Source organism: Clostridium sp. K04 (assembly GCF_019734375.1).
GTDB lineage: Bacteria > Bacillota > Clostridia > Clostridiales > Clostridiaceae > Clostridium > Clostridium saudiense.
Genome location: NZ_JAASHD010000003.1, coordinates 171,397 through 197,698, shown reverse-complemented (window position 1 = coordinate 197,698; position 26,302 = coordinate 171,397). Strand labels below are relative to the sequence as shown.

The following is a 26,302-nucleotide window of genomic DNA, read 5'->3' as shown; positions in this document are numbered from 1 at the left end:
TCCTATGTTAACTAGCCTTAGCAATAGACTTTGTAGTATACGTCTTAATATTAATAGAATAACTTAATATTATAAATGTTATCAACTCTGATATAGATAAACTAATCCATATACCATTGATTCCAAACAATTTAGATAAAATAAATAATGATATAGGAAGTAATATTATACTTCTGCAAATGCAAAAAATATTAGAAATTTCAGGCATATTTATTGCTTGATAATAAACTGTACTTGTTAAATTAAACCCAACCATAATAAATGCAATATTTATTAAATTTAAACCTATATATGCTGAATTAGCTATTGTAATATCTGAAGTAAATATAGCTATCATATTTTTTCCAAATACAAAGCATACAGTCATAAATACTATATTTATTATAAATGCTGATTTCATTGTTATAGAATAAAATTTTAACATTTTTTTTGAATTTTTTGCACCATAATTATAACTTAATAATGGCTGTACTCCTATTGATAGACCTAGTAATACCATATAAATATTTGTTGTTATATAATTAATTATTGCAAAAGATGATAAAGCTATTTCTCCACCAGTTTTAACCAATGCTAAATTCATAAAGAATATTATTATGGAAAAACTTACTTCCGCAAAGAAAGATGGAAATCCTATAATAATAAATTCCTTTATTATTTTACTTTCTAATTTTATATTTCCAAAAGTTAATATACCTCTCTTCATTATAAAATGAGGTAATAATATCGCTATAGTAACTATTTGACCAAGACCAGTAGCTATTGCAGCACCTTTTATTCCAAACCCTAATGGGAATATAAATGTATAATCTAAAATTATATTAGTTACCGCCCCTAATAATGTTGATATCATGGCAAGCTTTGGTCTTCCATCATTTCTAACAAAGCTATTTAATGCAATACCAACTAAATTTGGAATACAAAATAAACTATAATACCTTAAATAAGTTGATGCTAAAGGCACCAATGTATCTGTAGCTCCTAATATTCTTACTATATATTTTGAAAATACAACTGCAACTAGACTTATAACTATACTTATAATTAACAAAAACTTAAATACTTGCCTAAATATTTTTACAGCCTTTTCCTTATTATTAGCACCTATATTTTTAGATACTAGATCTCCACCACCTACCGCGAACATAGTTGCTATTCCAAATAGCATTATAGTAAATGGCATAACTATATTAACTGCTGCCAATGCAGAGTCTCCAACACCTTGTCCAACAAAAATTCCATCAATTATTGTATATAGAGATGAAACAAACATGGCTAAAGCTGAAGGAACTGCATATTTTAAAAATTCTTTTATCATGATTTTACCTCCATTTTTGTTTCTCTAACCATAATAAAGTCTATAGTAACTATAGGGTCAATAGTTATTTATAATATGAGTTTATAATGTATGCATCATTAAATAAATCATAACCAAATCTATAATTTAATTATAAAAAACACATACTAAAAATGTATGTGTTTATATATACTAGTGTAGTTATATCACCTATTTAGATATATTCAAAGTTTTCTTTTCCAGCGCCTACTTCAAAGTGATATTTAACTATTCCTAAATCTAACTTACTATAAAATGCAGTTAACGCCTTAGCATTTACTTTATTTCCATCTAAACTAATAAGAAACTTTTGTTGATTCATAGCCGTAGGGGCTAGAACTACCGCTTCCATTCCTCTTTTAAACCAATCTGGCATATCTCCCTTTACCCTGCAAAGTTGTTCTATAGGTTTACTTTTATGCGCAACACCTTGAGTTTCCCCGTATCCTAAAGCTATTACACAGCATAACTTTTCCCCATCTTCAATCCTACACATTGCATTACCCTTACTGAACGTAAGCGCCACCCAGCAAGTATTTAAACCTAATTGAGTTGCCTTAATAACTACCTTTTCACCATAATATCCACACTTTTCATAAAAATCATTGCCTTTCTTTCCAACTATAGCAATGTAATTTCTAACATTGCAAAACTTGCCGTAATGAGCCATAAAACTATCAAAGGCTTTAGGTTCTTCTATACATAACTGAATATTTAAATTTCCTTCCCTATTGCATTCATCAATAGTTTCCAATAACTCACTTTTAATATTTTCATCAATCTTCTTATCAGTATATCTACGAACTGAATGACGATTATTAATTGCCTCAATAATATTCTTAATTAACCTCCCCATTTATATATATTCTTATATAAAATCCTTATTGGATTCTATTTCTATTTGGCTTTTTGAACATTCCTTTTCTGATATCTCATCAACTATTTCATTTATTCTAGAAAACAAATTTCCAAGCTGCTTCCATATAGTTTCTTCTGCACTTACATAATAATAATTTCTAGTACCTTCTCTATACATACTTACTATTCCAGCCTCTTTTAATATTCGTAAATGATGTGATACTGCTGGTCTTGAAAGATGGGTTTTATCTGTTATTTCTCCTACTCTTATTCCATGAACTTCACTTTCAAGCAATGTTATTATAATTTGCTGTCTAGTTTCATCCCCTAAAGCTATAAAAGCCTTTTGACATGATTTTAACTCTTCTGCAAGCTTCAATCTTCTTTCATGGCATTTTTTCATGTGTTTACCTCTACCTTTCTTGATATTTTCTATAAAACTATTATTCCTTCTTTAACCTTTAAATCATGTGTTGCAAATACCCCCATACACTCTTTTTTATTAGCCATATTCCTAATCCATTTTAAAGATGTTATCATATCCTCTTTATTAACTAATGGCCCTGGTATACGTAGATTCTCCCATGAATCCTTGGCATACCCACAATCACCTGTAATTAATATAAATTTATTATTATTTTTCACCATAACTACAACATTACCTTCAGTATGACCTTTTGTATCTATTAATACTACAGTTCCATCGCCAAAAACATCGTACCCTCTATTAAATGGTCCATACTCTGAGTATTCCATTGTAAAACCTTCTATATTTATTCCACTCCAAAACCTTTTAGAATATCTAACATTTCCTTTTATTATTGCCTCTAACTCTTCTTTTGATATCATAATTCTTTTAGCATCTTTAACTAACTCTAATCCACTTGCATGGTCACAATCCATATGAGTAAGAAATACATAGTCTAAGTCTTTAGTTTGTATATTTAATTTTTCAAGCTGCTCATTTACAGCTTTTCCGTTAGGCAATTTAGGTTTACTTGCTATATATAATAATGGTGACAAATGTTTTATAGGTTTACTTCTAACATCTGTATGCCATCCAGTATCTATTAATATATTTCCTTTTGGATGCTCTATTAAATAAGAAGTAACTGGCAACCATACTCGCAACTTTTTACTCCTGCCAATTCCTGTATATGCTATGGGATTTTTAGATACATCTCTAAAAGGCACTGCAAGATCAACTCCAACCTCACCACAATTTAGTATATTAATTTTTATTTTCTCTTTCATACCTATACTCCCTCATAACATCTTTTTTTTATTTACTCACTTATTTATATTTTCTATGGTTCAATTGTTTATATTTTTAAACAATTATATCACTAATATTCTTTTATTGTTTAATGGTAAAGAAAATCGATACCATTATATTGTATTAAATACACAATATTAAACATCATAATAAACTTTTTAAAATCACCTAAATTAAAAAATGGTAAGGTACTTATTACTGTAAATACCTTACCATTCTTTGCATATTAAATATTATTTCTTAGCTAACCAATAAATAGCATTAATATATCTCTGCTCCATATATTGATGATGTCCACCATCATCGCTGGATACATCTATATCTTCTATATATCCTAGCTCATCTTTAAAAATTTCAATTATACTTTCAGTACAAATAACAGCATTTTGTTGAAGTGTCTTTTTATCTTGTCCTTCTTTTCTGCCATAATGAATATATAATTGAAAATCTTCATTCAACATATTATTCTCTGTAATCCAGTTAACCATACCCTTATACCAAAAAGATCCACAAACACTAGCTATTTTACCAAATACATTAGTTACATATAATGAATATACAGAAATTAATCCTCCTAATGAATATCCCATAATCCAAGTATTTTTTTTATCATATTTAGTGTTATAATTCTTATCAATATATAGCTTTATTCCATTTACAACAAACTCTATATACTCTCTTCCTTGTCCACCAAAATCATCAAATTTAGGTGCTAGTGATGGTGCTGGCCACGGTGTATATTCATGAATTCTCTTTTCAGAATAAATTCCTATCCAAATAAATTCATTTAACTTTCCTTCTTTAAATCCTTTTTCAAAACTCTCAATTAGTCTATCTGAATACCTATAAAGTTCTGCCCCATCATTACCATATAATACAGGAAATCTTTTGTTATTATTTTTATAAGATGGAGGAAGATATATAAATATCTCTCTGCCTAATATATGTTCATGCTTAATACTTCCTAACATCAATATAAATCTCCTATTTTATATTTACTTAAATAACTCTGGATACATTTCCTTTGCAAGATTTTCTATACATTCAATTGTTCTATATCCATAGCCCATGAACTCAGTATAAGAAACTTCAAAAACCTTTTTATTTTCAATTGCTGGTACAGATTGTATTAAACTATTATTATATAATGATTCTACTGCTACTGAATCAGTTTCTAAATTCTTATTATTATAAACATATAATATAACATCAGGATTAAGACTCATTAAATTTTCTAATGATTGAGCCCCACCTTTTTCATTTACATTAGTTCCACCTAGAACTTCTAAAATTTCATTTTGCAACGTAGAGTTTGCTCCAAATACATTATACGAACCATCATTATAAGCTGTCATAACTAAAACTTTTAAAGGCTCTCCTTCTAATGTTGAAACTTTATCTTCTACTGACTTTAAGCTTTCTGATAATTCTGTTGCTAAAGTATTAGCTTTATCTTCTACATTAAATATTTTTCCTACATTTTTTATATCTTCAAAAATATTATCTAATGATTGTTCTCCGTTCATTAAACTAGCTAATTGTGTATAAACATTTATGTTCATACTATTTAAGCTTTCGATTGTCCCATATCTATCATCTATAAATGTAGCAGCTCTACCAATAACTAAATCTGGACTCATACCTACAATTACTTCTTTAGCCGGTTCAGTTTTACTTTCAGTTATTATATTAATATTTGAAAACTCCTCTTCTAGTTCTTCTGGAATTTCATTATCTAATGCTATAGTTCCTATAATACTATCTTGTAATCCTAACTTTAATAATAATTCTAATGATGATTGATTATTTGTTATTACATGCGATGGTGCTTCATTAAAAGTTTCTGTATATTTATTCCCTTCATTATCATATACCTCTAATGATAATGGATAATTTATTGTTTGCTCATTAGCAGTCGTTGATGACTCTGATTCTTCTATTTTATTTGTTGTTTTAGCGCATCCTGCTAAAGCTAATGCTAGTGTTGTTGCCACTATTAGTGGAAGTATAATCTTTCTTTTCACTGTTAAATCTCCTAACTATATTTTTTTATTTATATTCCAAAGGATAATAGCTAATCATTATAGTGCTTGTCCTCTCGTTATATACAATATCACAATCTATTTCATATATTTCTTTTACCATCTCTGTAGTAATTATATCTTTTGGTTTTCCACAAGCCCTTAATTCTCCATTTTTAATTAGATATATTTCATTACAGAACTGTGCTGCTAATGCTAAATCATGTAATGCTGCAACTACACATATATCTAAACTTTTCACTAGTGATAAAATTTCAATTTGATATTTAATATCTAAATGGTTTGTAGGTTCATCTAAAATAAGTATTTGTGGTTCTTGAGTTAATGCCCTTGCTAAAATTACTCTTTGTTTTTCTCCACCAGATAATGTTGAAAAACTTCTATTAATGGATTTCTCCATTCCAACTTTTCTTATTGCATCTAATGCAATTTTATAGTCTTCTTCCTTTTCTCTTTCCCAACCTCCTAAATGAGGACTTCTTCCCATTAATACAATTTCTAATACACTAAGTTCAAAATTAATCGTATTAAATTGTCCCACTACAGCCATTTCCTTTGCTATCTCTGATAAGCTAATAGTTTTTATATCTTTATCATCAAATTTAATAGAACCTTTATCATACTTTAAAACCCCATATATTGATTTCAGTAAAGTAGATTTACCACTTCCATTTGGTCCTATTAATCCTATAAAATCACCCTTTTTAGCATGTAATGATAATGACTTTACTATTTCTACTTTATCAATTTTTACTGTTACATTTTCAATAGATAAATTCATAATTTCAACCTCTATTTGTTATTTAAAACTGTTACTTTTTTTAATTAATATATAAGCAAAAAATGGTGCACCAACTAATGATGTTATTATTCCAATAGACATTTCCGAATTTGGTATAATGATTCTTGCTACAGTATCAGCTATCACTAAAAATATACTTCCTGATAAAATACAAATTGGCAATAACTTTTTATGATCTGCTCCTACTAATGAACGTACAATATGAGGAATAACTAATCCTACAAATCCAATAACACCACAAGCTGAAACCAATACTCCTGTAAGTATAGAAATTAAAACCATGTATATCTTTCTTTTTTTATTTAAATTCATTCCTAAAGTAATAGCTGCATCATCACCAACTAGCATAGTATTTAATAATCTTGTCTGAGTTAAAAAATATGCACAGCAAATGATAGTTATTATCAACGGAGTTGTTATAGACTCCCATTTAGCCGATGCTAAAGATCCCATAGTCCAAAATTTTACACTTTGCATTCCTTCAGCATCACTTGCAATAGATATTATAAAGTTTGAAAAAGCTGTACAAAGGGCATTTATTACTGTACCTGCCAAAATTAGCTTAGTTGAAGATGTTTTTTTATTAATTGATGCTAATCTTAACACCATAAATGATGCTACCATAGCTCCTAAAAAGGACCAAAATGCCACACCAGATACATTAAATAAAGAAAAAGCCCTAACCCCCAGCATAATTGAAAAAGTGGCACCTAATGATGCTCCAGATGATATACCTAATATATATGGTTCTGCTAACGGATTTTGAACACAAGCTTGCATAATACATCCACATAGTGCTAAACCTGCTCCTACTACTGCCCCTAAAATTACTCTTGGAAAACGTATAGACCAAATTACATTGTATGCAGAACCTTTAGTTAATATTTCAGCATTTTCTGCCCCAATACCCAAAATTTTATAACATAAAATTTCATATGCTGTTTTTATATCTACCTTAAATGCTCCTATTGAAACAGCAAATACTACAGATACAACTAAGGCAATAATAAGCATGATTAATATGAAATAATATCTTCTTTTATTACCTTTCAAGTCTTTTAAACTATTTTCATATAAATAATCTATAATCATAACCTCCAATTCAAAACATATTTTCTTAAGTTAGCAATCGCTAACCTTAAATTAGTATATATCTACCCTTTTAAAAAAAGAATACATAATTCTATAATATAATGGACAATTATTAAATTTATTGACAAAAATTTTTACATTATCTATAATTCTAATATAGTTAGCATATGCTAACTATATAGAGAAAGGGGAACTTAAGATGGTTAATGATAAGCATTTATTAGCAAAAGAATTTTTATTTTTATCCTCTGATGATATTAATATAAGTAAATTTATCAAGTTACCTAATGATACCATGACTTATGAAACTACGCGTTCTGCTTTTATAATTCCCATTAGTGGAAAATCTGAAATTTGCTTTTCTAACCAAAAATTTATAGCAGAGCCTGGTAAAATTATACATGGATGTCCACATAAAAAGGTATCCTTTAATGTTATTGGAGATGATCCTTTTCATCATATAAATATTTATTATTCTAACTACTCTGAAAAAGGTAATTATTCTAATTCTACATTTGAATTTTTTATTGATAACTTTATTCAACTCACTTCATTGCTAGAAGAATTTTACCTAATTTGCAGTAGTTCTAATTTAAAGAAACAATTAAAAAAAGAAGTAGTTTTTCAATCATTAATTTCTACTATGTTTTCTACTCCCAATTCTATTAATTCACAAAAAGAGATGATTGAAAACTCTGTTCAATATATTAAAGAAAACTACTGTTACCATATTACATTACAAAGTCTAGCAGATAGATATAATAAAAGTCCTGAACAATTCTCTTATCTCTTTTATAAGTATATGAGAATTAGGCCTATTGACTATATTATCCAATGTCGCCTAAAAAAATCTTTTGAGATGCTAAAAGGTGGCTATAAGGTTCATGAAGTTGCTTCATATATTGGCTACGACGATCCATATTATTTTAGTAGATTATTTAAAAAACATTTTGGTTTATCACCAAGCCAGATCATCAAATCAAAAACTTATTAGTGAAAAGAGAGATTTAATATGCATGAATCAAGAGAAAATTATCTAGAAACAATTTTTATATTAAATAAACGAAATGGAAAAGTAAGATCTATAGATATTGCTAAAGAACTTGGTTTTAGTAAACCTAGTGTTAGTAGAGCCGTAGGCCTATTAAAATCTAGTGGTTACCTCGATGTTCTAGACGATGGCTCTATTATATTAAATGAAGTTGGTCTTAAAAAAGCTCAAAGTATATATGAGAGACATGAAGTCCTTACTCTTTTTTGTGTAAAAATTTTAGGACTTCCTCATGACATTGCTGAAAAAGATGCATGTAAAATGGAACATATAATTAGTGATGAATTATTTAATGCTATAAAGAAATTTATAAACTTATAAATTTCTTTATATATTCTTGAATAACCGCTAATTTATTACATTCTTTATAACTAGTAATTAAATTAATATTCTTACCCATAATCGAATAAAAAAATCAAAAGATAATAAGTAAATGTTATAAACACATCTTATTATCTTCTTCCTTTATATATAATATTTAATTATTTGAAATAACTTTATCATATCTTATTTTTGTAAAAATAGCACAAAATATTCCAACTGCAAATATGATCATAAGAAAATAAAATACATGTAAGATATCATAATATTTTAGAATTATTCCTGTTAATGCTGGAATAACTGCTGATGCTATTCCTCCAGCTGTAGAAACCATCCCTATTGTTGCACCCTTATTTTCCAAAAAAAATTCACCCATTGTAGTTTGAGCCATTTGTAACACTCCGGCTGACGATAATCCAATTAAAGTAAAACCTATTTTTGTAACTATTTCTATTCTTATTAATAATACCAACACAAGTGAAATTATTCCTATTATTGGATATATAACCAGTACTAATACCGGCTTTATTGTCTTTTGTAAAAGTTTTGCTAATATAAAAACTGAGATAAGAGATCCTATACTATAATATGTTATTAATTTTAAAGAATTTATTTGACTCATCCCTAAAATATTTTGACCATAAGTAGGCATCCATATTTGAAATGCTGTATATATAGCATTAGATGTAAATCCTATTATTATAATAGTTATTCCCTCTTTTTTTAACACTGGTTCTGAAATAAAATTCTTTTTATTTAATATTTTTCCATCTTCAGATACTTCTGTTTGATTTGCCTTAGGAAATTTTCTAGTAAACAAAAATAAACCATTTATAAGATACATTATCCCAATTAAGAAAAATGTATTTCCATAAAACATATTTCTATTGACAAAAAATGCTATTATTATTGGTAACATTATACCACCAATTGCTATGAAGGCCTTTACTACAACAGTTGCTGTTCCTGGAGTTTTTGGAAAACATTCCATTAAGGAAGGATAACTTGAAGAATCTACAAAAGCATGTGATAGTCCTGCAAATACTGATAGTACTAAAGCCATTCTATAGTCATGTACAAAAGGTATACCAAATAAAAAAATTATTTCAAATATTGGAGATAAGCACAAAATACGCTTTCTCCCAAATTTATCTGATAATCTTCCACTAATATATACTGTTGCTGAACGTACTAACCCTTCTATTGAAATTAAAAAAGTAATCCCTGCTACATCTGTATTTAATTGATTTATTACAAATTCCATATTTGATGAAAGTAAAATAAGAGCCATACCTAGCATAAAATAACTCATGTATATTCCTAGCCCAGTTGTAAAATATTTACTTCTAAACATAATCATACTCCTCTTATCTCAAAATTATCCATAAAATTGTATATACTAATTTAATTTACAACCTCAGAATTATTTTAATCAAACTTTGTTTATTTTTTAACATTGTTATGTATAAGATTATATCAAAATTTATAGCATTCAACTAATATAAATATAGTATTTAATTCATAAATTTTATCTATATTTCTTAAATATTCCTATAATATTATATTTACTAATAATAGACTCTTCAATGCCGGACTTTATACACTTATTACTGACTTGACATTAATAGTACACTGTCGTGTTAATATAAATCATAAGTATAGTAAATCTGAAAACAAATAATAAATTATCTAAAAATGCCCTATAAGAAATCCACACAAGCGTATAACAAAGTATCATATGTATGTTTACACTATAAGATAATAATATTATTCTTTTAAAAATAGAGGTTTTCGCATTAGTAGATAAAAAATATACTTGCGATAACCTCTTACTTTTCTTTTATATACTAAATATTATCTATTAGCCAATCAATGGATTGTATTAGTACCTATATATTAATTATTTTAAGTAATTAATCTTCCATAAATCAATATCTACATTTGCTTGTCCATCAGCAAATACAGCAACCCCATTACTTGCATCCTTTGTAAATATTCTTGAAGTAAATACTTCTTCTCCATCATTAACAAAAATCTCAACTGAAGAAACATCTACAAATATTCGCACTTTTAAACTCTTTTCATTATATTCGCATCTTCTTTCTGTACCATATTCCGTTGCAAATACTTCTCCTGATTTACTTCTATCTAATACTAACTTTTTATTTTCTATATCGTAATAAAATACAGTTTCACTATCAATTCCTTTTCTTAATTTTATTCCCACATATCTACCAGTAATATTATTAAAGTTACAAATTAATTCATATGTTTTTTCATTGAATCCAACTATATCTTTTTCCTCATTACTCAATTTATATGAGCACTCAATCTTTTCTCCTCTAAGAAGCTCTAATTCTTTTACTGGTTTTTGAATTAACTTATCACCTTTTAATTCTAACTCTCTAGGTATAGTCAAGCAATGAGCCCATCCATTTTTATCAGTAGGGTAATCTATTTCTGGTAATCCCATCCATCCTATTAATATTTTTCTTCCTTCTTCATCTTCAGTAGTTTGAGGTGCATAAAAATCAAATCCTCTATCTAACTCATTAAACTCCCCATGCTTAAATTCACCATTAGAAAAATCAATTTTATCACCTATTAAATAACCAGCTTGGAATATATTTTGATATTTATCTCCATCTGCCTCTAAGCCTTGTGGAGAAAATATAAGTACTCCTTTATTATCAAAGCGTAAATAATCTGGGCACTCCCACATAAATCCATTACCGAAGAAATCTGTTTTTATTTCTCCTTTAAGATTCCAATCTAATAAATTATTTGATTCATAATATACTATAGTTCCTAAATTATCTTTTCTTTCAGCTCCAATTAAGCAATAATATCTATCATTATCTTTAAATACTTTAGGATCTCTAAAATTATCAGTATATCCATTTGGTAAATCCTTTATAACAGCTTCACTATTCTTTGTTATTTCTCCATTACTATCCATTATAGCTAAACATTGATATGGATGTCTTATCCATTCTTCATTTCTTGTATTTCCTGTATAAAATAAATGAAGTTTATTATTTTTAACTATACCACTTCCTGAAAATGCTCCATGACTTTCAAAATGTTCAGTAGGAATTATTCCAACTCCACAATCTTTCCAATTAACTAAATCTCTTGAAGAAACATGGTACCAATGTTTTATTCCATGAACAGGTCCTAATGGAAACCACTGATAAAATAAATGATATTCTCCATTATAATAAGAAAATCCATTAGGATCATTTAACAACCCTGTACTAGGTTGAATATGAAACTTTTGTCTATATGGACAACTCTCTACTACCTTTTTTAACTCTATTACTTCTTCATTTGATACATCTAAAATTGTTCTATATCTCTCTTCTCTTGTCCACTCTTTCATATTACTTCTCCTCGTCTAATATCTTATAATTATTTATTAATTACAAAATAGAAGGCATTAGTATAGTACTAATTCCTCCTATTTTTTAAAACACTTCTATGCAGCTACTTGCTCATCATTTGTCACTTGTTTTTTATTCATAAACTTTGCTATAACAATTGTTGATACAACAGCTACAACCATTGAAAGTATCATTGCAATTATATAGTTTACTATAGATGTAGGTCTAATTGATATAATTCCTGGTAATCCAGCTGCCCCTGGAGATATTGCAAGAACTTTTGTAAGCATTACATAGGCTGATCCAACTGCTGATCCTATCATTGCTCCAAAGAATGGATAACGTAACTTTAAGTTAACACCAAATATTGCTGGTTCAGTTATTCCAAGTAAAGCAGATATACCTGATGCTGATGCTATTCCTTTCATCTTGTTATCTTTTCTTAAAATAAGAAGTACTGATAATGCTGCTGCACCTTGAGCTACATTTGACATTGCAGCAACTGGGAATATAAATGAGCCACCTGTAGTTGCTATATCTGCTAATAATTGAGTTTCTATAGCTACAAAGCTGTGATGCATACCTGTAATAACTATTGGTGCATATAAGAATCCAAATATTGCTCCCCCTATTGGTCCTAGTGTATTTATTAACCATAGTAATCCTGATGTTATTCCATCACCTAATCCTCTCATTACAGGTCCTATAACAACAAATGTTAATATTCCAGTAATAAACACTGTAAATAAAGGTGTTAATAAATTATTTAGTACTGAAGGTATAATCTTATGCAATGTCTTTTCAACCTTAGCTAAAACGAAAGCTGCTGCTAAAACTGGAAGTACAGTTCCTTGGTATCCAACCTTAGCTATAGTTAATCCAAATATATTCCATACTGGTACAGTTCCTTCTACAACGGCTGCACCATAACTATAACCATTTAATAAATCTGAATGTATCATAAGTGCACCAATACAAGCACCTAAATACGGATTTCCTCCAAAAGCTTTTGCTGCTGAGAATCCTAAGAATATTGGTAAAAATGCAAATCCTGTATTAGCAAATGTATTTATTAATTCTGCTAAATCCTTAAATTGTGGATATGCTTCTACTATAGATTGTCCCTCAATAAATAATCCTTGAGATGTTAATATATTATTTATTCCCATTAATAATCCTGCTGCAACTAATATTGGTAGTATAGGAACAAAAACGTCAGCTAAAGATTTTAATAATCTTTGTAATGGATTTAGTTTTTTATCTGCTTCTTTCTTTAGTTCATCCTTACTTCCTTCTTTAATATTAGCTAAGTTTATAAACTCTTTATAAACTTCATCAACAACACCTGAACCTAAAATTACTTGAAATTGACCTGATGTATTAAAGCTTCCCTTAACCGCTGGCATTTCTTCGATTTCTTTAACATTTATCTTCTCATCATCTTTAAGTACTAATCTTAAACGTGTTGCACAGTGTGCTGCACTAACAACATTTTCTTTTCCACCTATATTGTGTAAAATGTTTTCACTAATTTGTTTATAATTCTTACTCATTTTAGTCCAACCCCCCGGTTTTTATATTTTTACACTTTTGAAACGTTTCATTTTCTATGTTTATTATACTAATACGTTTTCATGTATTCGTCAATATATTTTTATAAAAAAAATTAGGATTTTACTTTTGTGAACTTTAGAACACTTTTGATAAACTATTTAACCCCTAAATTTCATTTATGCAAAACCCTAAAATTTTACTTTATAAATACTATTTATCTCTTTGTTGTATATCCATTTATAAAACTAATCGGCAAAATTATTTCTTTTTCAACTTTATTATTTTCTATAATATTTATCAATGACTTAACAGCTTCTTTTGCTATAAGTTCCACTGGTTGCCTTATTGTTGATATTTTTATGATGTCATTAACCGATGACTTACTTCCATCAAATCCAATTACCTGAACATCCTTCGGAACATCTATATTACATTCTTCTAACTTATGTATAAAATCCAATGCTTGCTCATCAGTTACAACAAAAACTCCTTGTATTTTTATATCTTCTTTAAAATTGTTAGCTATAAATTCATTTAATAACTTATCAAATTCCTTAGATGAACCTAAAATTTCACATATTTCATAATCTATATTATGCTCTTTACAGTAGCTTATAAATCCATCTTTTCTTTTTCTTGTTGCATTATTTATCTTTGAACCTCTACCTATATATGCAATTTTTTCACATCCAAATTCAACTAATTTTTCTGCAGCAAGCCTTCCTCCTTCAAAGTTATCACTTGATATATATGTTATATCCTTTGAAAAATATCTATCAATACTTACAAATGGAATTTTTTCAGAAACATATTCATCTATATCACTATATGTTATAGCTATAACTCCATCCATTTTGTTTTGCTTTGCCATAGATATATATTCTATTTCAGCCTTATCCTCTTTATTAGAATTGCAAAGTATCATCTTCATTCCGGCTTTTCTAAGATTCTTCTCAATATTATATGCTAATTCACTAAAGAAAGGATTCCATATAGTAGGTAAAATAAGTGCAACAGTATTAGTTCTATTAATCTTAAAACCTCTTGCATATATATTAGGCTCATAATTTAATTTCTTAATAGCTTCCTCTACTTTTTCTTTTGTACTTGGTTTAACTTGTACATTATTTATTACATTTGAAACTGTTCCTACGGATACACCAGCTTCTTTTGCAACATCCTTAATTGTTACCATATACTTTTCTCCTTAGCTATTTATTAATCATAAACTTCTCTTTTTAAATTTTGTTTAAATCCTTGGTTTTATTATATACAATTATAATAATTTCCTCAATCGTAATACATACTTAAAATATACTTTTATTTTGACTCTTCTCTATATATTAACAAAGCCTAGGCTATAAAAACCTAGGCTAAAATAATTCATAATAAACTTTTTTTCATATTTTTATCTTATAAATAATATATTCCCTCTTCTTATTTCTAATAAACTATATTAGTCTATAAATGCATCTAATGCCTTTGAAGGCTTTCCATCATTTCCCCATGCACTTAATTTATATTTACTCCAACTAAATGCACCTTCTGGTTCCCAATAAAAAACTCCCAATCCTTTTCCTTGTGGAATTTCCCTTACTCTTTCTATTACTTCTTTTAACATATTGTAAGTGTCTTCTACCTCTGTATCTTCTCCACCTATTTCACAAACCATAACTTCTTTTTCATATCTATCTATATATTCATTTAAATTATTCATAAGATTATCTATTGTCTCTTTGTAGTTTTTATTGACCCAATATGGATAATAAGATACTCCAATTACATCATATTTGCCACCATTAGCTGTATGATTATCAAAAAATTCTATAAATCTTTTTCTATCATCACCTTGGTCTAAATGTATTATTACCTTTGAACTTGGTAATACATCTTTAACAGCATCATATCCACTATTTAAAAGTTTTGAAAGTTTATCAAAGTTTTCTATCTTTCCTTCTGGCCATAACATTCCATTAGGTATTTCATTACCTACTTGTACCCATTCTGGATATATATTTTTTTCTTTTAATGCAATTAAAACTTCTTTAGTATGAGTACTCACATCATTAACCAATTCTTTAAAACTATGACTTTCCCATGCTTTAGGTTTAAATTGCTTTTCCGGATCTGCCCAATAATCACTGTAATGAAAATCTATCATTAATTTAAAGCCCATATTAATAGCTCGTTCTGCCATTTCTACCACTTCATCTTTACCACAGCGTCCATCTGTTGGATTAACCCAAACTCTTAATCTTATAGAGTTTATCCCATAGCTTTGTAATATCTTAAGGCAATCTTCTTCTTTTCCATTCTCATTATAAAATTTATATCCTTCATCTTCCATTTGCTTAAGCCAACCTACATCAGCTCCTTTTGCAAAACATATTTCTCTATTATAACCACACATACTATTCTCTCCTAATAAAACTTTTTATTTTATTAAAATAATAACATCTATATAAATAAAATTTTTAAGTAATATTATTGGATTATAGTAAAATATTGTTAATATTTCTATCAAAGCAATAAACCCGTACAAATTATTTGTACGGGTTTTACTTAACATGATTGGTATGGATATAATTTAATTACATATCACAAAATTATCGTGATAAATATCCATTATATTCACTTATATGAAGAAGCTTTTGGGCATTTTCTATTCTCTCTTTAGTAGGAGGTTCAACCCCTTTTAAAGGATAATCAATACCAAGTTGCTCCCATTTGAAAGTTCCAAGACTATGATATGGAAGTACCTGAACACGATCTACATTATTCAAAGTGTTGATAAACTCATTAAGTTTTCTTAATTGTTCATCATTATCACTTCCACCTGGTACGAGTACATGACGAATCCATACCGGTTTATTTATTTCTGATAAATATCTTGCCATATCAAGAATATTTGAATTGCTCCATCCTGTAAGTTTTTTATGCTTCTCTTCATCTATCTGTTTAATATCTAACATTACAAGATCTGTTACTTTCATAAGCTCATTAAATTTACTAAAGAAAGGTTCTTCTCTTGTAAATATACTTCCAGACGTATCAAGTGTAACATGAACGCCCTTTGCTTTAGCCTTTTTAAAGAATTCAATCAGAAAATCTATTTGAAGAAGAGGTTCACCACCACTTACAGTGATTCCCCCCTGTTTCTTCCAATAACTTTTATATTTTAATGCTTGAGACAAAAGCTCATCTGAAGTTTTTGCCTCACCACCATTCATATCCCAAGTATCCGGATTATGACAAAACTGACATCTCATATTGCAGCCCTTAAGAAAAGCAACAAAACGAATTCCTGGTCCATCAACAGATCCAAAACTCTCTATTGAATGAATTCTTGCTATATTTTTATCTAAATTAGATTTCTGCATGGCATGTTCTAGAAATAACATCAAGTTGTTGTTCTCTTGTTAAATCTATAAACTTAACTGCATAACCAGATACACGAATAGTGAAATTAGCATATTCTTCTTTTTCAGGATGTTCCATAGCATCTTTTAATTTCTCAATACCAAATATATTAACATTTAAATGATGTGGTCCTTGATCGAAGTAACCATCTAATACTTGTACAAGTTTATCAACTTGTTCTTCTTTATCTTGTCCTAATGCAGTTGGGTTAATAGTTTGTGTATTTGAAATACCATCTAAAGCCCATTCATAAGGAAGCTTAGCTACAGAGTTTAATGAAGCAAGTAATCCATTCTTTTCTGCTCCATAAGATGGGCTAGCTCCAGGCGCAAGTGGTGTCCAAGCTTCACGTCCATCTGGCATATTACCTGTATACTTACCATATACTACATTTGATGTAATAGTAAGTAATGATGTAGTAGGTTCAGAGTTTCTATATGTGTGTCTCTTTTTAATTTTGTCAAGGAATGACTTAAGAACATATATACCAATTTCATCAGCTCTATCATCATCATTACCGTATCTTGGGAAGTCTCCTTCAATTTCGTAATCTGTAACAATACCTTCTTCATTACGGATTGTTTTAACTTTTGCATATTTAATTGCAGAAAGTGAATCAATTACATGTGAGAAGCCTGCAATACCTGTTGCAAATGTACGTCTTACATCTGTATCTATAAGAGCCATTTCTGCTGCTTCATAATAATATTTATCATGCATGTATTGAATAAGGTTTAATATATTTACATAAAGACCAGCTAACCAGTCACTCATTCTTTCATATTTTTCAATTACTTCATCATAATCAAGATATTCTGATGTAATTCCTTTATATTCAGGTCCAACTTGTTTACCTGATTTTTCATCAATACCACCATTAATTGCGTAAAGTAAACATTTAGCAAGATTAGCTCTAGCTCCAAAGAACTGCATTTCTTTACCTGTTTGAGTAGCAGATACACAGCAGCATATTGAATAATCATCGCCCCATTCTGGTTTCATTGCATCATCATTTTCATATTGGATAGAGCTTGTATCTACTGAAATCTTTGCTGCATACTTCTTGAAGTTTTCAGGAAGTGCAGAAGAGTAAAGTACAGTAAGATTTGGCTCTGGTGAAGGTCCCATATTTTCTAATGTATGAAGGAAACGATAGTCGTTCTTTGTTACCATATGACGTCCATCAACACCTATACCACCTAATGCAATAGTAACCCATGAAGGATCTCCTGAGAATAACTCATTATAAGAAGTTATTCTTGCAAATTTAACCATTCTGCATTTCATTGTTAAATGGTCGATTAACTCTTGAGCTTCTTCTTCAGTAAGAACTCCGTTGTCAATATCTCTTTGTATATAGATATCAAGGAAAGTAGATACACGTCCTATTGACATAGCTGCACCATTTTGTGTCTTGATTGCTGAAAGATATCCAAAGTATAACCATTGAACTGCTTCTCTTGCATCCTTTGCTGGTTTTGAAATATCATAGCCATAGCTTGCAGCCATTTTTTTCATTTCTCCAAGTGCTCTATGTTGTTCTGTAATTTCTTCTCTTAGACGGATAACTTCATCTGTCATAGTTCCATCACCACAGTTAGCAAGATCTTTTGCCTTTTCTTCCATAAGGTAATCAATACCATAAAGAGCAACTCTTCTATAGTCACCTACTATACGTCCACGTCCATAAGTATCAGGAAGTCCTGTTATAATATGACTGCTACGAGCTTTTCTCATTTCTGGTGTATAAGCATCGAATACTCCTTGATTATGTGTCTTATGGTATTCAGTAAATATCTTGTGTAATTCTGGATTTGGTGTATATCCATAGTTTTCACAAGATTGCTCAGCCATTTTAATACCACCATATGGCATGAAAGCTCTCTTAAGAGGCTTGTCTGTTTGAAGACCTACTACTTTTTCAAATTCCTTTAAAGATTCATCAATATATCCAGGGCCATAAGCTGTAAGTCCAGCAACAACCTCTGTTTCCATATCAAGTACTCCGCCTTTAGCTCTTTCCTCTTTTTGTAATTCTTGCAATCTGCCCCATAGCTTATTTGTAGCATCTGTTGGATCTGCTAAGAAACTTTCATCACCATCATATGGTTTATAATTTTTTTGAATGAAATCTCTAACATTTATTTCTTCTTTCCATATTCTGCCCTCAAAACCAGCCCATTGTTCATTTTCTAACATGTTCATTCCTCCTTGTACGTATATACATATATTTTTACAATTTAACTATTAATTTGGTATAATGTAAACTTAAATTTTTGATAATCTATGTAGATTGTTTTATAAAATGCTCTAGTATTTAAAAATAATTCTTAATTGATTATCCATATAAAAATACTTGTACAAATATTATTACAAAATGATTCAAAAGAGTCGCTATAAAACAAATTCACTTTGTTATTTTTTTAACATTGTAGCCTATGCATTTCATAAAACTATACAACATATGATTGGAAAATTGATTTCAATAAATATATTACCTTATTATATATTTATTGTCAATTTTTTGATAAAAGTTTTATATTTTCGTTTTTTGTAAAAATATTACTATTTTTTTTATTAATATTAACTCTTATACCGATTACATTGTATATATTTTTCATGAAACCCTATGCTTAATAGCAATTATGTGAAATTTAATATAAAAAGCTTTCCTTTTTTCATTAGTTCATTAACCAGTAAAAATGTACACTAACTAACGAAGATCTAACTAAATGGTATACAAATACTCAAACTTACTAAAGGTACCTAGAATCTAAAATTCTCTTTAAAACAACTTATTTTAAAGGGAACTCATCATCCTTTCTTCTTTTCCCTATTTTCTCTATTATAATAGTTTTACTATCATTTACTCTAGTTAGCATTTTAGTTCATACTTTTTTAATATTAGGTAATACTTTGATTATAATTATAAAACCAAGTAAGGAACTATAAATTATGACAGAAACAGAAAAAGCCTATATAGCTGGAATAATCGATAGTGAAGGAAGTATAATGCTTCAAAAATTTCACAAAAAAGAATACCCATCACTTTGTGTATCAATAGCTTCAACTACACTCGAATTATTAAAATGGATAAAAGAAACTATTGGAAAAGGTGTTATTGTTAAGAAAAAAAAATTATGATACTAAAAGACATCAAAACTGCTATAGTTACATAGTAAAACGTAATGATGCCATTAAATTACTTGAAGATATTTATACTTATCTAATTATTCCAACTAAAAAGAGTAGAGCTCAATTAATACTTTTAAAATATAAGGCTGTAACCCCTAGAAATGGTAGGTATTCTGAAGAAATGCTTAAATCTAAGATTGATTTTTATAATGAATTTATTTCTATTAAGCAATAAAACCGTACAAATAATTTGTACGGTTTTTGTTTGGTGGAGGCGAGGGGTCATGTGCATCCATTATTTCTATATGGCACTGACTATATCTTCTACTATTACTTAAATAGTAGCCTGGCATATTATAGAAGCTTAGTATAGTTTATATCTTCTATCCTAGTATTCCATAGAGATTACTCCTTAGGAACCTATGAGTCGATACGAGGCTGTTGAATTTCTTCACATACCTCTCGGTATTGCCGTCAGCATTCTCTGTTACGGTTTCACCGATAAAGCCAAGTTATCACTTAAACATCACTGTTTAAGGCGACTTTCTTTCAAAATCGAACCCCTGTCCGAAAGCAGACCAGCCTGACTTTCTACGAGCGTAGTTTAGTGACTAAATTTTCGGTCCTTAGTTCGCTCACAAACAAACTCCTAATTCCCTAGCTTCATAAATACCCCTTTAGCTCAAAGCTTTGCTAAACTTCGTTTCCCACTTCTATGACACCCGCTACCCAAGTCATGGGGAACCTGGACGGATGAGCGGCTATATTAAGCTGCTAATGCAAAATTGTCTTCTGCGTTTATATTTAATGCATAGCTTATTAACGAGTCGTCCATGCTTTACTCGGCCCGCTTATCAAACCCATCACACCCCCGTCGAAGCCAAAACGCCCCCATGTAAGGTTAATAGGTCATAAACGCCTTTACCTATTAAATTTTCAATCGATGATTAACATCGTGATTTTATTATAAAACATACAGTTTGAACTGTCAACTTAACTATTCTATTAAACCTTTGGTAAACTGATAATATTATTCTTTTACAAGAAATTTTATTTATTCTTAAAACAAATTTTCTAAATCTACCATAAAATTTTTTAAATTTAATAGTTCTTTTCCAATTATTAAACTTAACTTCTTTATAATTTACAATTAATTATTTAAATCATAAATATAAATAGAATTTATAAACTAATTACTTTTTATATTATATACTAATCTTTTATTATTATAACCTTAATACTCAATATAATTTTAAGTTATAAATAAAAACTCTTGCATTCTTTGTCGAAAGGTGTTATTCTAAATTAGCAGTTGGTACGTAAAGTGCTAATTACCGTAGAGTCTAGTTTGTCCTTCGCCGGATGCTAGGCTCTACTTTATTTTTACAATAAAATTTAAAAAGTTATACACATGAAATAAAAAACTATTCACACTTTTATTCATATTTTTCCCATTTAACTGTTCATAAGTGCACAAAACTAGCTCTTTTATATACTCATATACATACTAATAAAATAAAAAAAGCAACATCATTAAGACATTGCTTAAAATTCTAATCATCTTTAGTTTCAAACTGTATTACATCATAATTTTCAGAGTTTATATAATAGTCATTTTCATAATCATCTCTATTAATATCATAAATATATATCATTTTAGAATAACTAAAAAAAGAAGCTCCAAAAGATTTATCATTTATCTTTTTCCCATTAATAGTATATACATCATAACTTTCATTATCACCATCTATAGTTTTGCAAATAAATACATTATTAAAAGCTGTAATTGAATCATATTCATCATCAATAATCCAATTTCCTTCTAAATCTCTTACTCCAACATTAGTATAATTTTCATCATATACTATTAATCTATTTTTATTTGCAACCTCTACATAATAAAATCCCTCTTCTATTAAATTTCCTTTTGAATCAACTATCCCATAACTATAATTATCCTCATTAACTAAATAAGCACTAGCAATTCCATCTACAAAAGAACTATCAATTTCATATTTAGAATCAAATAACTTATTTCCACAATAATCTATATAGGTATATACTCTTTCATTGCTTCCATAATAATATACACATGCAATTTCATTCTCATTATCAAAACAAGTTAAATAGCTATAATCATCCTTTAAATATATTGGTTCTAGTTTATTATTTAAATATACATATTCTCCTTTATCTTCATTATATAATTCATAAAAACTATTAGATATATCAGTAATATTATACTCGTTAAAATTAATAATTTTTAAATCCTCGTTTAAAATATAATAGTCATAACTTTCATTATCTTGTATAACAGCATATCCATCGATATATCCTCTATATATAGAGCACTTATTACTTAAAGAAATTTCATTACCATTTACATCATATAAAGTTTCTTTATTATCTTTTTCAGCTACAATAAACCCATTATATTCTGTAGTAACATAATCATATTTATCCCTTAAAACTTCTTTTCCATCCTTATTAATAACAGCACTAATTTCATCATCCTCTTCATTACCTTTAATATCATAATAGTATACAACTGCTAATCCATTACAAAAACTATCTCCATAAAAATAATCACCACTAGTAATCACTTCACCTTTTTCGTTTATGTACGCACCTTTTTCATCTATAACTACAAAGGCCATCCCCTCAGAAAAAAAGTTTGCATATCCATATTGTGGTTCAATTATAACTTCTCCACTACTGTCAATATAACCATACCTTCCTTCTTCATCAACAAATGGATATAAATCTAGTTCCTTCTCTTCTTCATACTGATACAATTTTATATTATTAACAAAAACATTATTACCATCAGTTTCTACTTGTGGCTTATCTTCAATTTTTATTTCAACACTTCCTAAAGTTCTCCCCATATTACTACTTATAAATTTCACACTAAGTAAATAATATACTATACCTATTATTACTATTCCTACTATTAAAAAAGCAGTAATAAAAATAATAACAGCTCTTTTGCTAGCTGCTTTTTGAGTTATATATTTTTCCTCTGCAATTTTCTGCACATCACATCGATGAGTTTCATCACTTTTGCCCATTTGCAGTTCACCTTCTTATTATAATTAATTACATTTTATATTATATATGTCAATTAGCTATTTTAATACTATTTATATTTTCTTTCAAAATAAAAAATGATAAGACCTATGCGTTCGTAAGCCTTACCATCTCTTATTCTTAGATAATATATACTATTCAAATTTATTGTAAATGTTCTAAAATAAAAAATAAACAAATAGTGGTAGTAAAAGTTCAATAAATTTTAGAAGTTTATTTTTAATATATAGTGAACTAAGTAGTGCTAAAAGGTTCTATCCATTATAGTTAGTACAAATTACTGAATAAATTTTATAAATAATTCATTTTCTAATTTAATCTATGAATATCTTCTAAAAATATCTCTTTTCTAAATATATTTTTAGAAGTTCCATTTTTCAATTCTTGCAGTACCATTCCCCTTTAATGTTAAAGTAGAATCAACTAAATCATTATAGATTCTAGTACTAAATACTTCTTCTCCATTATTCAAGAAAATTTCTAAAGAAGAATTATCAGAGAATATTCTCATTGAAGTAACAGCTTCAATTTCTACTGCTCTCATATCTCTTCCATAGCCTGATCTTCCAAGTTCTAATTTAAATACCTTATTATTAAATGAAAGCTTACAATCTTCTCTTAAAGCTATTTCAAACTCTGTAGTGTTTATAAAATCAATATTTAATTCAAAAGTATTGCTTTCAAATATTTCTAAAGTATTAGCTTCATTTAAAGAAACCTCTTTTTTTATTGAATCACCTTTTCTTAAAGCCTCTAATTCAACAACAGGAATTTGATATGCCTTATTATTCTTTAAAACTAACTCTCTTGGAATTGTTAATTGATGTTGCCAGAAGTTATTTATAGTTGGATTCTTATGTTCTACAGCATCTGGCACTCCCATCCATCCTATAACTATTCTTCTTCCCTTAGAATCTTCAAAAGTTTGCGGAGCATAGAAATCAAATCCTCTATCTATTTCAACAAACTCGCCAAGTTTAAGTTCTTTCTTATCATTCAAAAAATTCCCTACAGCATATCCACATTGATATACATTATTATATTTATATCCTTCTGCTTCCATACCTTGTGGTGAAAACATTAATACATCTTTATCACTTAACTTAAATGTATCTGGACATTCCCACATATATCCCATATCATCTAACTTACCTGCTGGTACTGAGTGGAATTCCCAATTATAAAGATCATTTGATTTATATAATAAGATACATCCTTTATCATCAGTAGTTCTAGCTCCTAGAACCATATAATAAACTCCATCCTCTTCCCAAACCTTAGGGTCTCTAACGTGTAGTGACATATCAGCTGGGAAATCTGTATTTCTTAAAAGTACTTTCTTTTCTGAGAAGTTTATACCATCTTTACTAGTTACTAAAATAACATTTTGTTCTCTTCCTGTTAATATATAATCATGCTCTCCTGCATGCTTTACATTCCCTGTATAGAAGAAATAAATTGTATCATCTTTTACAAAAGCTGACCCTGAATATACCCCATCCTTATCTTCATTTATATCTGGATAAAGAGCAACTCCTTTATCTTCCCAGTTAGCTAAATCTTTAGAAACTGCGTGCCCCCAAAACTTTAATCCTCCCATTGGCGTTAATGGTGAGTATTGATAGTAGCAATGATATTCTCCATTAAATTCACATAATCCATTAGGATCGTTTATCCATCCTATTGGAGCCATTATATGATATTTATTTCTCCATTTGTCACTATTTACAGCATCTAAATTCTTGTTCATACATTCATTTATTTGCTTATCAAAATCAACTCTTAACATAACTATCTCCCTTGTGCTAATGTTAAAACTTCTTCTTTAGTCGGTAAAGCACCTATAGCTCCTCTTTTACAAACTGTTAATGCAGCTGTTGCATTTGAGAAAGTTAATATTTCTTTTACCTTTTCTTCTGGTAAATTAACTAAACTTTCTAAAGTATTATCGCCTTCAGCAACTTGATATAAGAATGATCCTATAAATGAATCTCCTGCTCCTGTTGTATCTTGAGCCTCCACTTTAAATGATGGAGAAAATACTTTTCTTTCCTTAGTTATAAATTCTGCACCATTAGTTCCTTTTGTGTAGATTATAACTTCAACATCTCCTTGTAATAAGAAGTTTAATGCTTCAGTTTCATCTGCAATTCCAGTTATGAATTCTAATTCTTCATCACTTATTTTAACTATATTAGCAAATGGCAAGAATTCTAAAATTGCCTCTCTGCAAGCTTCTGGTGTTTCCCATAATGGTAATCTAACATTTGGGTCAAAACTTATTAAGCAATTATTCCTTTTAGCAAATTCTATAGCTTTTCTATGGGCTTCTTTTATTGGTGCATCTATTAAACTAACTGAACAGAAGTGTAATATTCCACCTTGTGCAAATACTTCTTCTTCTATTTCTTCTGCATTTAATAACATATCTGCACTTGGGTTTCTGTAGAATGAAAAATCTCTTTCTCCATCTTCTCTTAATGAAACAAATGCTAATGCAGTATTTGCTTCTTTTGTTCTTAAAACCTTTGATATATCTACTCCTAAAGGTTCAACTTGTTCTAAGATGTGATCTCCAAAGCTATCAACACCTAACTTAGTAAGCATTTGTGCATTACCACCTAACTTTGCAACTGCAGCTGCTACATTAAGCGGAGCTCCTCCTGCTACTCTTAAAAAATTACTTACATTATTTAAAGATTGTCCTTTTTCATGTGGTATAAAGTCAATTAAAGCTTCACCTATTGAAATTACTTTTTTCATAACTCTTCCTCCTCTACACTTACGGGAACGTTCCCTCATTATTTAAAAAATATATTAATTTAAATAAATATTTTTATATCATTTTTCTACGATATTATTATAACATTTATTCATTCTTAGTCTATATATTTTTTCTAATAAATATCCTGATTTAATAAAAAAAGATACCTATTATCCTT

22 protein-coding genes and 1 other RNA gene are annotated in these 26,302 nt (G+C 28.6%); 4 read left to right on the top strand and 19 right to left on the bottom strand.

Annotation, left to right across the window (positions count from 1 at the left end; translation table 11 throughout):
* Positions 1 to 7: 7 nt before the first annotated feature.
* The 8 genes from HCG70_RS02645 to HCG70_RS02610 all read right to left on the bottom strand — a co-directional run bounded on the left by HCG70_RS02645 (position 8) and on the right by HCG70_RS02610 (position 7,406).
* Entirely contained in the window at positions 8 to 1,318 is a 1,311-nt protein-coding gene (locus tag HCG70_RS02645) for an MATE family efflux transporter (protein ID WP_042395906.1), read from the bottom strand.
* Positions 1,319 to 1,511: 193 nt separating this feature from the next.
* Positions 1,512 to 2,192 carry a nitroreductase family protein gene (locus tag HCG70_RS02640; RefSeq protein ID WP_154820828.1) on the bottom strand — a complete coding sequence of 227 codons (681 nt, stop codon included), beginning with the start codon at positions 2,190 to 2,192 and terminating at the stop codon, positions 1,512 to 1,514.
* A 12-nt stretch (positions 2,193 to 2,204) separates the two neighbouring features.
* On the bottom strand, positions 2,205 to 2,597 hold the full coding sequence (locus tag HCG70_RS02635) for a helix-turn-helix transcriptional regulator (protein WP_042395901.1): 393 nt from the start codon (positions 2,595 to 2,597) through the stop codon (positions 2,205 to 2,207).
* A gap of 29 nt (positions 2,598 to 2,626) precedes the next feature.
* Positions 2,627 to 3,448: an N-acyl homoserine lactonase family protein gene (locus tag HCG70_RS02630; protein ID WP_042395898.1), complete on the bottom strand. Its 822-nt coding sequence runs from the start codon at positions 3,446 to 3,448 to the stop codon at positions 2,627 to 2,629.
* A 255-nt stretch (positions 3,449 to 3,703) separates the two neighbouring features.
* Entirely contained in the window at positions 3,704 to 4,441 is a 738-nt protein-coding gene (locus HCG70_RS02625) for an alpha/beta hydrolase (RefSeq protein ID WP_052330610.1), read from the bottom strand.
* A gap of 24 nt (positions 4,442 to 4,465) precedes the next feature.
* Positions 4,466 to 5,494: an ABC transporter substrate-binding protein gene (locus tag HCG70_RS02620; protein WP_042395894.1), complete on the bottom strand. Its 1,029-nt coding sequence runs from the start codon at positions 5,492 to 5,494 to the stop codon at positions 4,466 to 4,468.
* A gap of 25 nt (positions 5,495 to 5,519) precedes the next feature.
* On the bottom strand, positions 5,520 to 6,293 hold the full coding sequence (locus HCG70_RS02615) for an ABC transporter ATP-binding protein (RefSeq protein ID WP_042395891.1): 774 nt from the start codon (positions 6,291 to 6,293) through the stop codon (positions 5,520 to 5,522).
* Positions 6,294 to 6,311: 18 nt separating this feature from the next.
* A complete protein-coding gene (locus tag HCG70_RS02610; RefSeq protein ID WP_042395888.1) occupies positions 6,312 to 7,406 on the bottom strand; it encodes an iron ABC transporter permease in 1,095 nt (364 codons plus the stop codon).
* Between the two features lie 199 nt (positions 7,407 to 7,605).
* Between HCG70_RS02610 and HCG70_RS02605 the strand changes: the two genes are divergently transcribed.
* Both HCG70_RS02605 and HCG70_RS02600 read left to right on the top strand, forming a co-directional pair.
* Complete coding sequence (locus HCG70_RS02605) at positions 7,606 to 8,400, top strand: AraC family transcriptional regulator (protein WP_042395885.1); 795 nt, start codon at positions 7,606 to 7,608, stop codon at positions 8,398 to 8,400.
* 18 nt (positions 8,401 to 8,418) lie between these two features.
* Positions 8,419 to 8,778: a metal-dependent transcriptional regulator gene (locus HCG70_RS02600; protein ID WP_042395883.1), complete on the top strand. Its 360-nt coding sequence runs from the start codon at positions 8,419 to 8,421 to the stop codon at positions 8,776 to 8,778.
* A 157-nt stretch (positions 8,779 to 8,935) separates the two neighbouring features.
* On the opposite strand, the gene HCG70_RS02595 is transcribed toward HCG70_RS02600, so the two are convergent.
* From HCG70_RS02595 to pflB, 7 genes are all read right to left on the bottom strand, one after another.
* The gene (locus HCG70_RS02595; protein WP_221697459.1) at positions 8,936 to 10,132 is read right to left on the bottom strand and encodes an MFS transporter; all 1,197 of its coding nucleotides are present in this window, start codon (positions 10,130 to 10,132) and stop codon (positions 8,936 to 8,938) included.
* Between the two features lie 546 nt (positions 10,133 to 10,678).
* Positions 10,679 to 12,160 (bottom strand): sucrose-6-phosphate hydrolase, encoded by a 1,482-nt coding sequence (locus tag HCG70_RS02590; RefSeq protein ID WP_221697458.1) that lies wholly within the window; start codon positions 12,158 to 12,160, stop codon positions 10,679 to 10,681.
* Positions 12,161 to 12,256: 96 nt separating this feature from the next.
* Positions 12,257 to 13,714, bottom strand: a complete 1,458-nt coding sequence (locus HCG70_RS02585; RefSeq protein ID WP_042395876.1) for a sucrose-specific PTS transporter subunit IIBC — start codon at positions 13,712 to 13,714, stop codon at positions 12,257 to 12,259.
* Between the two features lie 215 nt (positions 13,715 to 13,929).
* Positions 13,930 to 14,910: a LacI family DNA-binding transcriptional regulator gene (locus HCG70_RS02580; RefSeq protein WP_221697457.1), complete on the bottom strand. Its 981-nt coding sequence runs from the start codon at positions 14,908 to 14,910 to the stop codon at positions 13,930 to 13,932.
* A 261-nt stretch (positions 14,911 to 15,171) separates the two neighbouring features.
* Complete coding sequence (locus HCG70_RS02575) at positions 15,172 to 16,125, bottom strand: glycosyl hydrolase 53 family protein (protein WP_042395870.1); 954 nt, start codon at positions 16,123 to 16,125, stop codon at positions 15,172 to 15,174.
* Positions 16,126 to 16,321: 196 nt separating this feature from the next.
* The gene (gene pflA, locus HCG70_RS02570; protein ID WP_042395867.1) at positions 16,322 to 17,116 is read right to left on the bottom strand and encodes a pyruvate formate-lyase-activating protein; all 795 of its coding nucleotides are present in this window, start codon (positions 17,114 to 17,116) and stop codon (positions 16,322 to 16,324) included.
* Complete coding sequence (gene pflB / locus HCG70_RS02565) at positions 17,082 to 19,334, bottom strand: formate C-acetyltransferase (RefSeq protein ID WP_042395864.1); 2,253 nt, start codon at positions 19,332 to 19,334, stop codon at positions 17,082 to 17,084. Before pflB ends, pflA begins: the two co-directional genes overlap by 35 nt.
* Before the next feature lie 756 nt (positions 19,335 to 20,090).
* Between pflB and HCG70_RS17640 the strand changes: the two genes are divergently transcribed.
* A complete protein-coding gene (locus tag HCG70_RS17640) occupies positions 20,091 to 20,279 on the top strand; it encodes a hypothetical protein (protein ID WP_311776461.1) in 189 nt (62 codons plus the stop codon).
* Complete coding sequence (locus tag HCG70_RS17635; protein WP_311776460.1) at positions 20,257 to 20,505, top strand: hypothetical protein; 249 nt, start codon at positions 20,257 to 20,259, stop codon at positions 20,503 to 20,505. The genes HCG70_RS17640 and HCG70_RS17635 overlap by 23 nt, the downstream gene beginning before the upstream one ends.
* Before the next feature lie 316 nt (positions 20,506 to 20,821).
* Here HCG70_RS17635 and ssrA read toward each other — a convergent pair.
* The 4 genes from ssrA to HCG70_RS02540 form a co-directional block, all read right to left on the bottom strand.
* Positions 20,822 to 21,155, bottom strand: a transfer-messenger RNA (tmRNA) gene (gene ssrA, locus HCG70_RS02555).
* 668 nt (positions 21,156 to 21,823) lie between these two features.
* Positions 21,824 to 23,341 (bottom strand): WG repeat-containing protein, encoded by a 1,518-nt coding sequence (locus tag HCG70_RS02550; RefSeq protein ID WP_042395715.1) that lies wholly within the window; start codon positions 23,339 to 23,341, stop codon positions 21,824 to 21,826.
* 380 nt (positions 23,342 to 23,721) lie between these two features.
* On the bottom strand, positions 23,722 to 25,149 hold the full coding sequence (locus tag HCG70_RS02545) for a glycoside hydrolase family 32 protein (RefSeq protein ID WP_221697456.1): 1,428 nt from the start codon (positions 25,147 to 25,149) through the stop codon (positions 23,722 to 23,724).
* 2 nt (positions 25,150 to 25,151) lie between these two features.
* A complete protein-coding gene (locus HCG70_RS02540) occupies positions 25,152 to 26,123 on the bottom strand; it encodes a carbohydrate kinase (protein WP_042395712.1) in 972 nt (323 codons plus the stop codon).
* Positions 26,124 to 26,302: the final 179 nt, after the last annotated feature.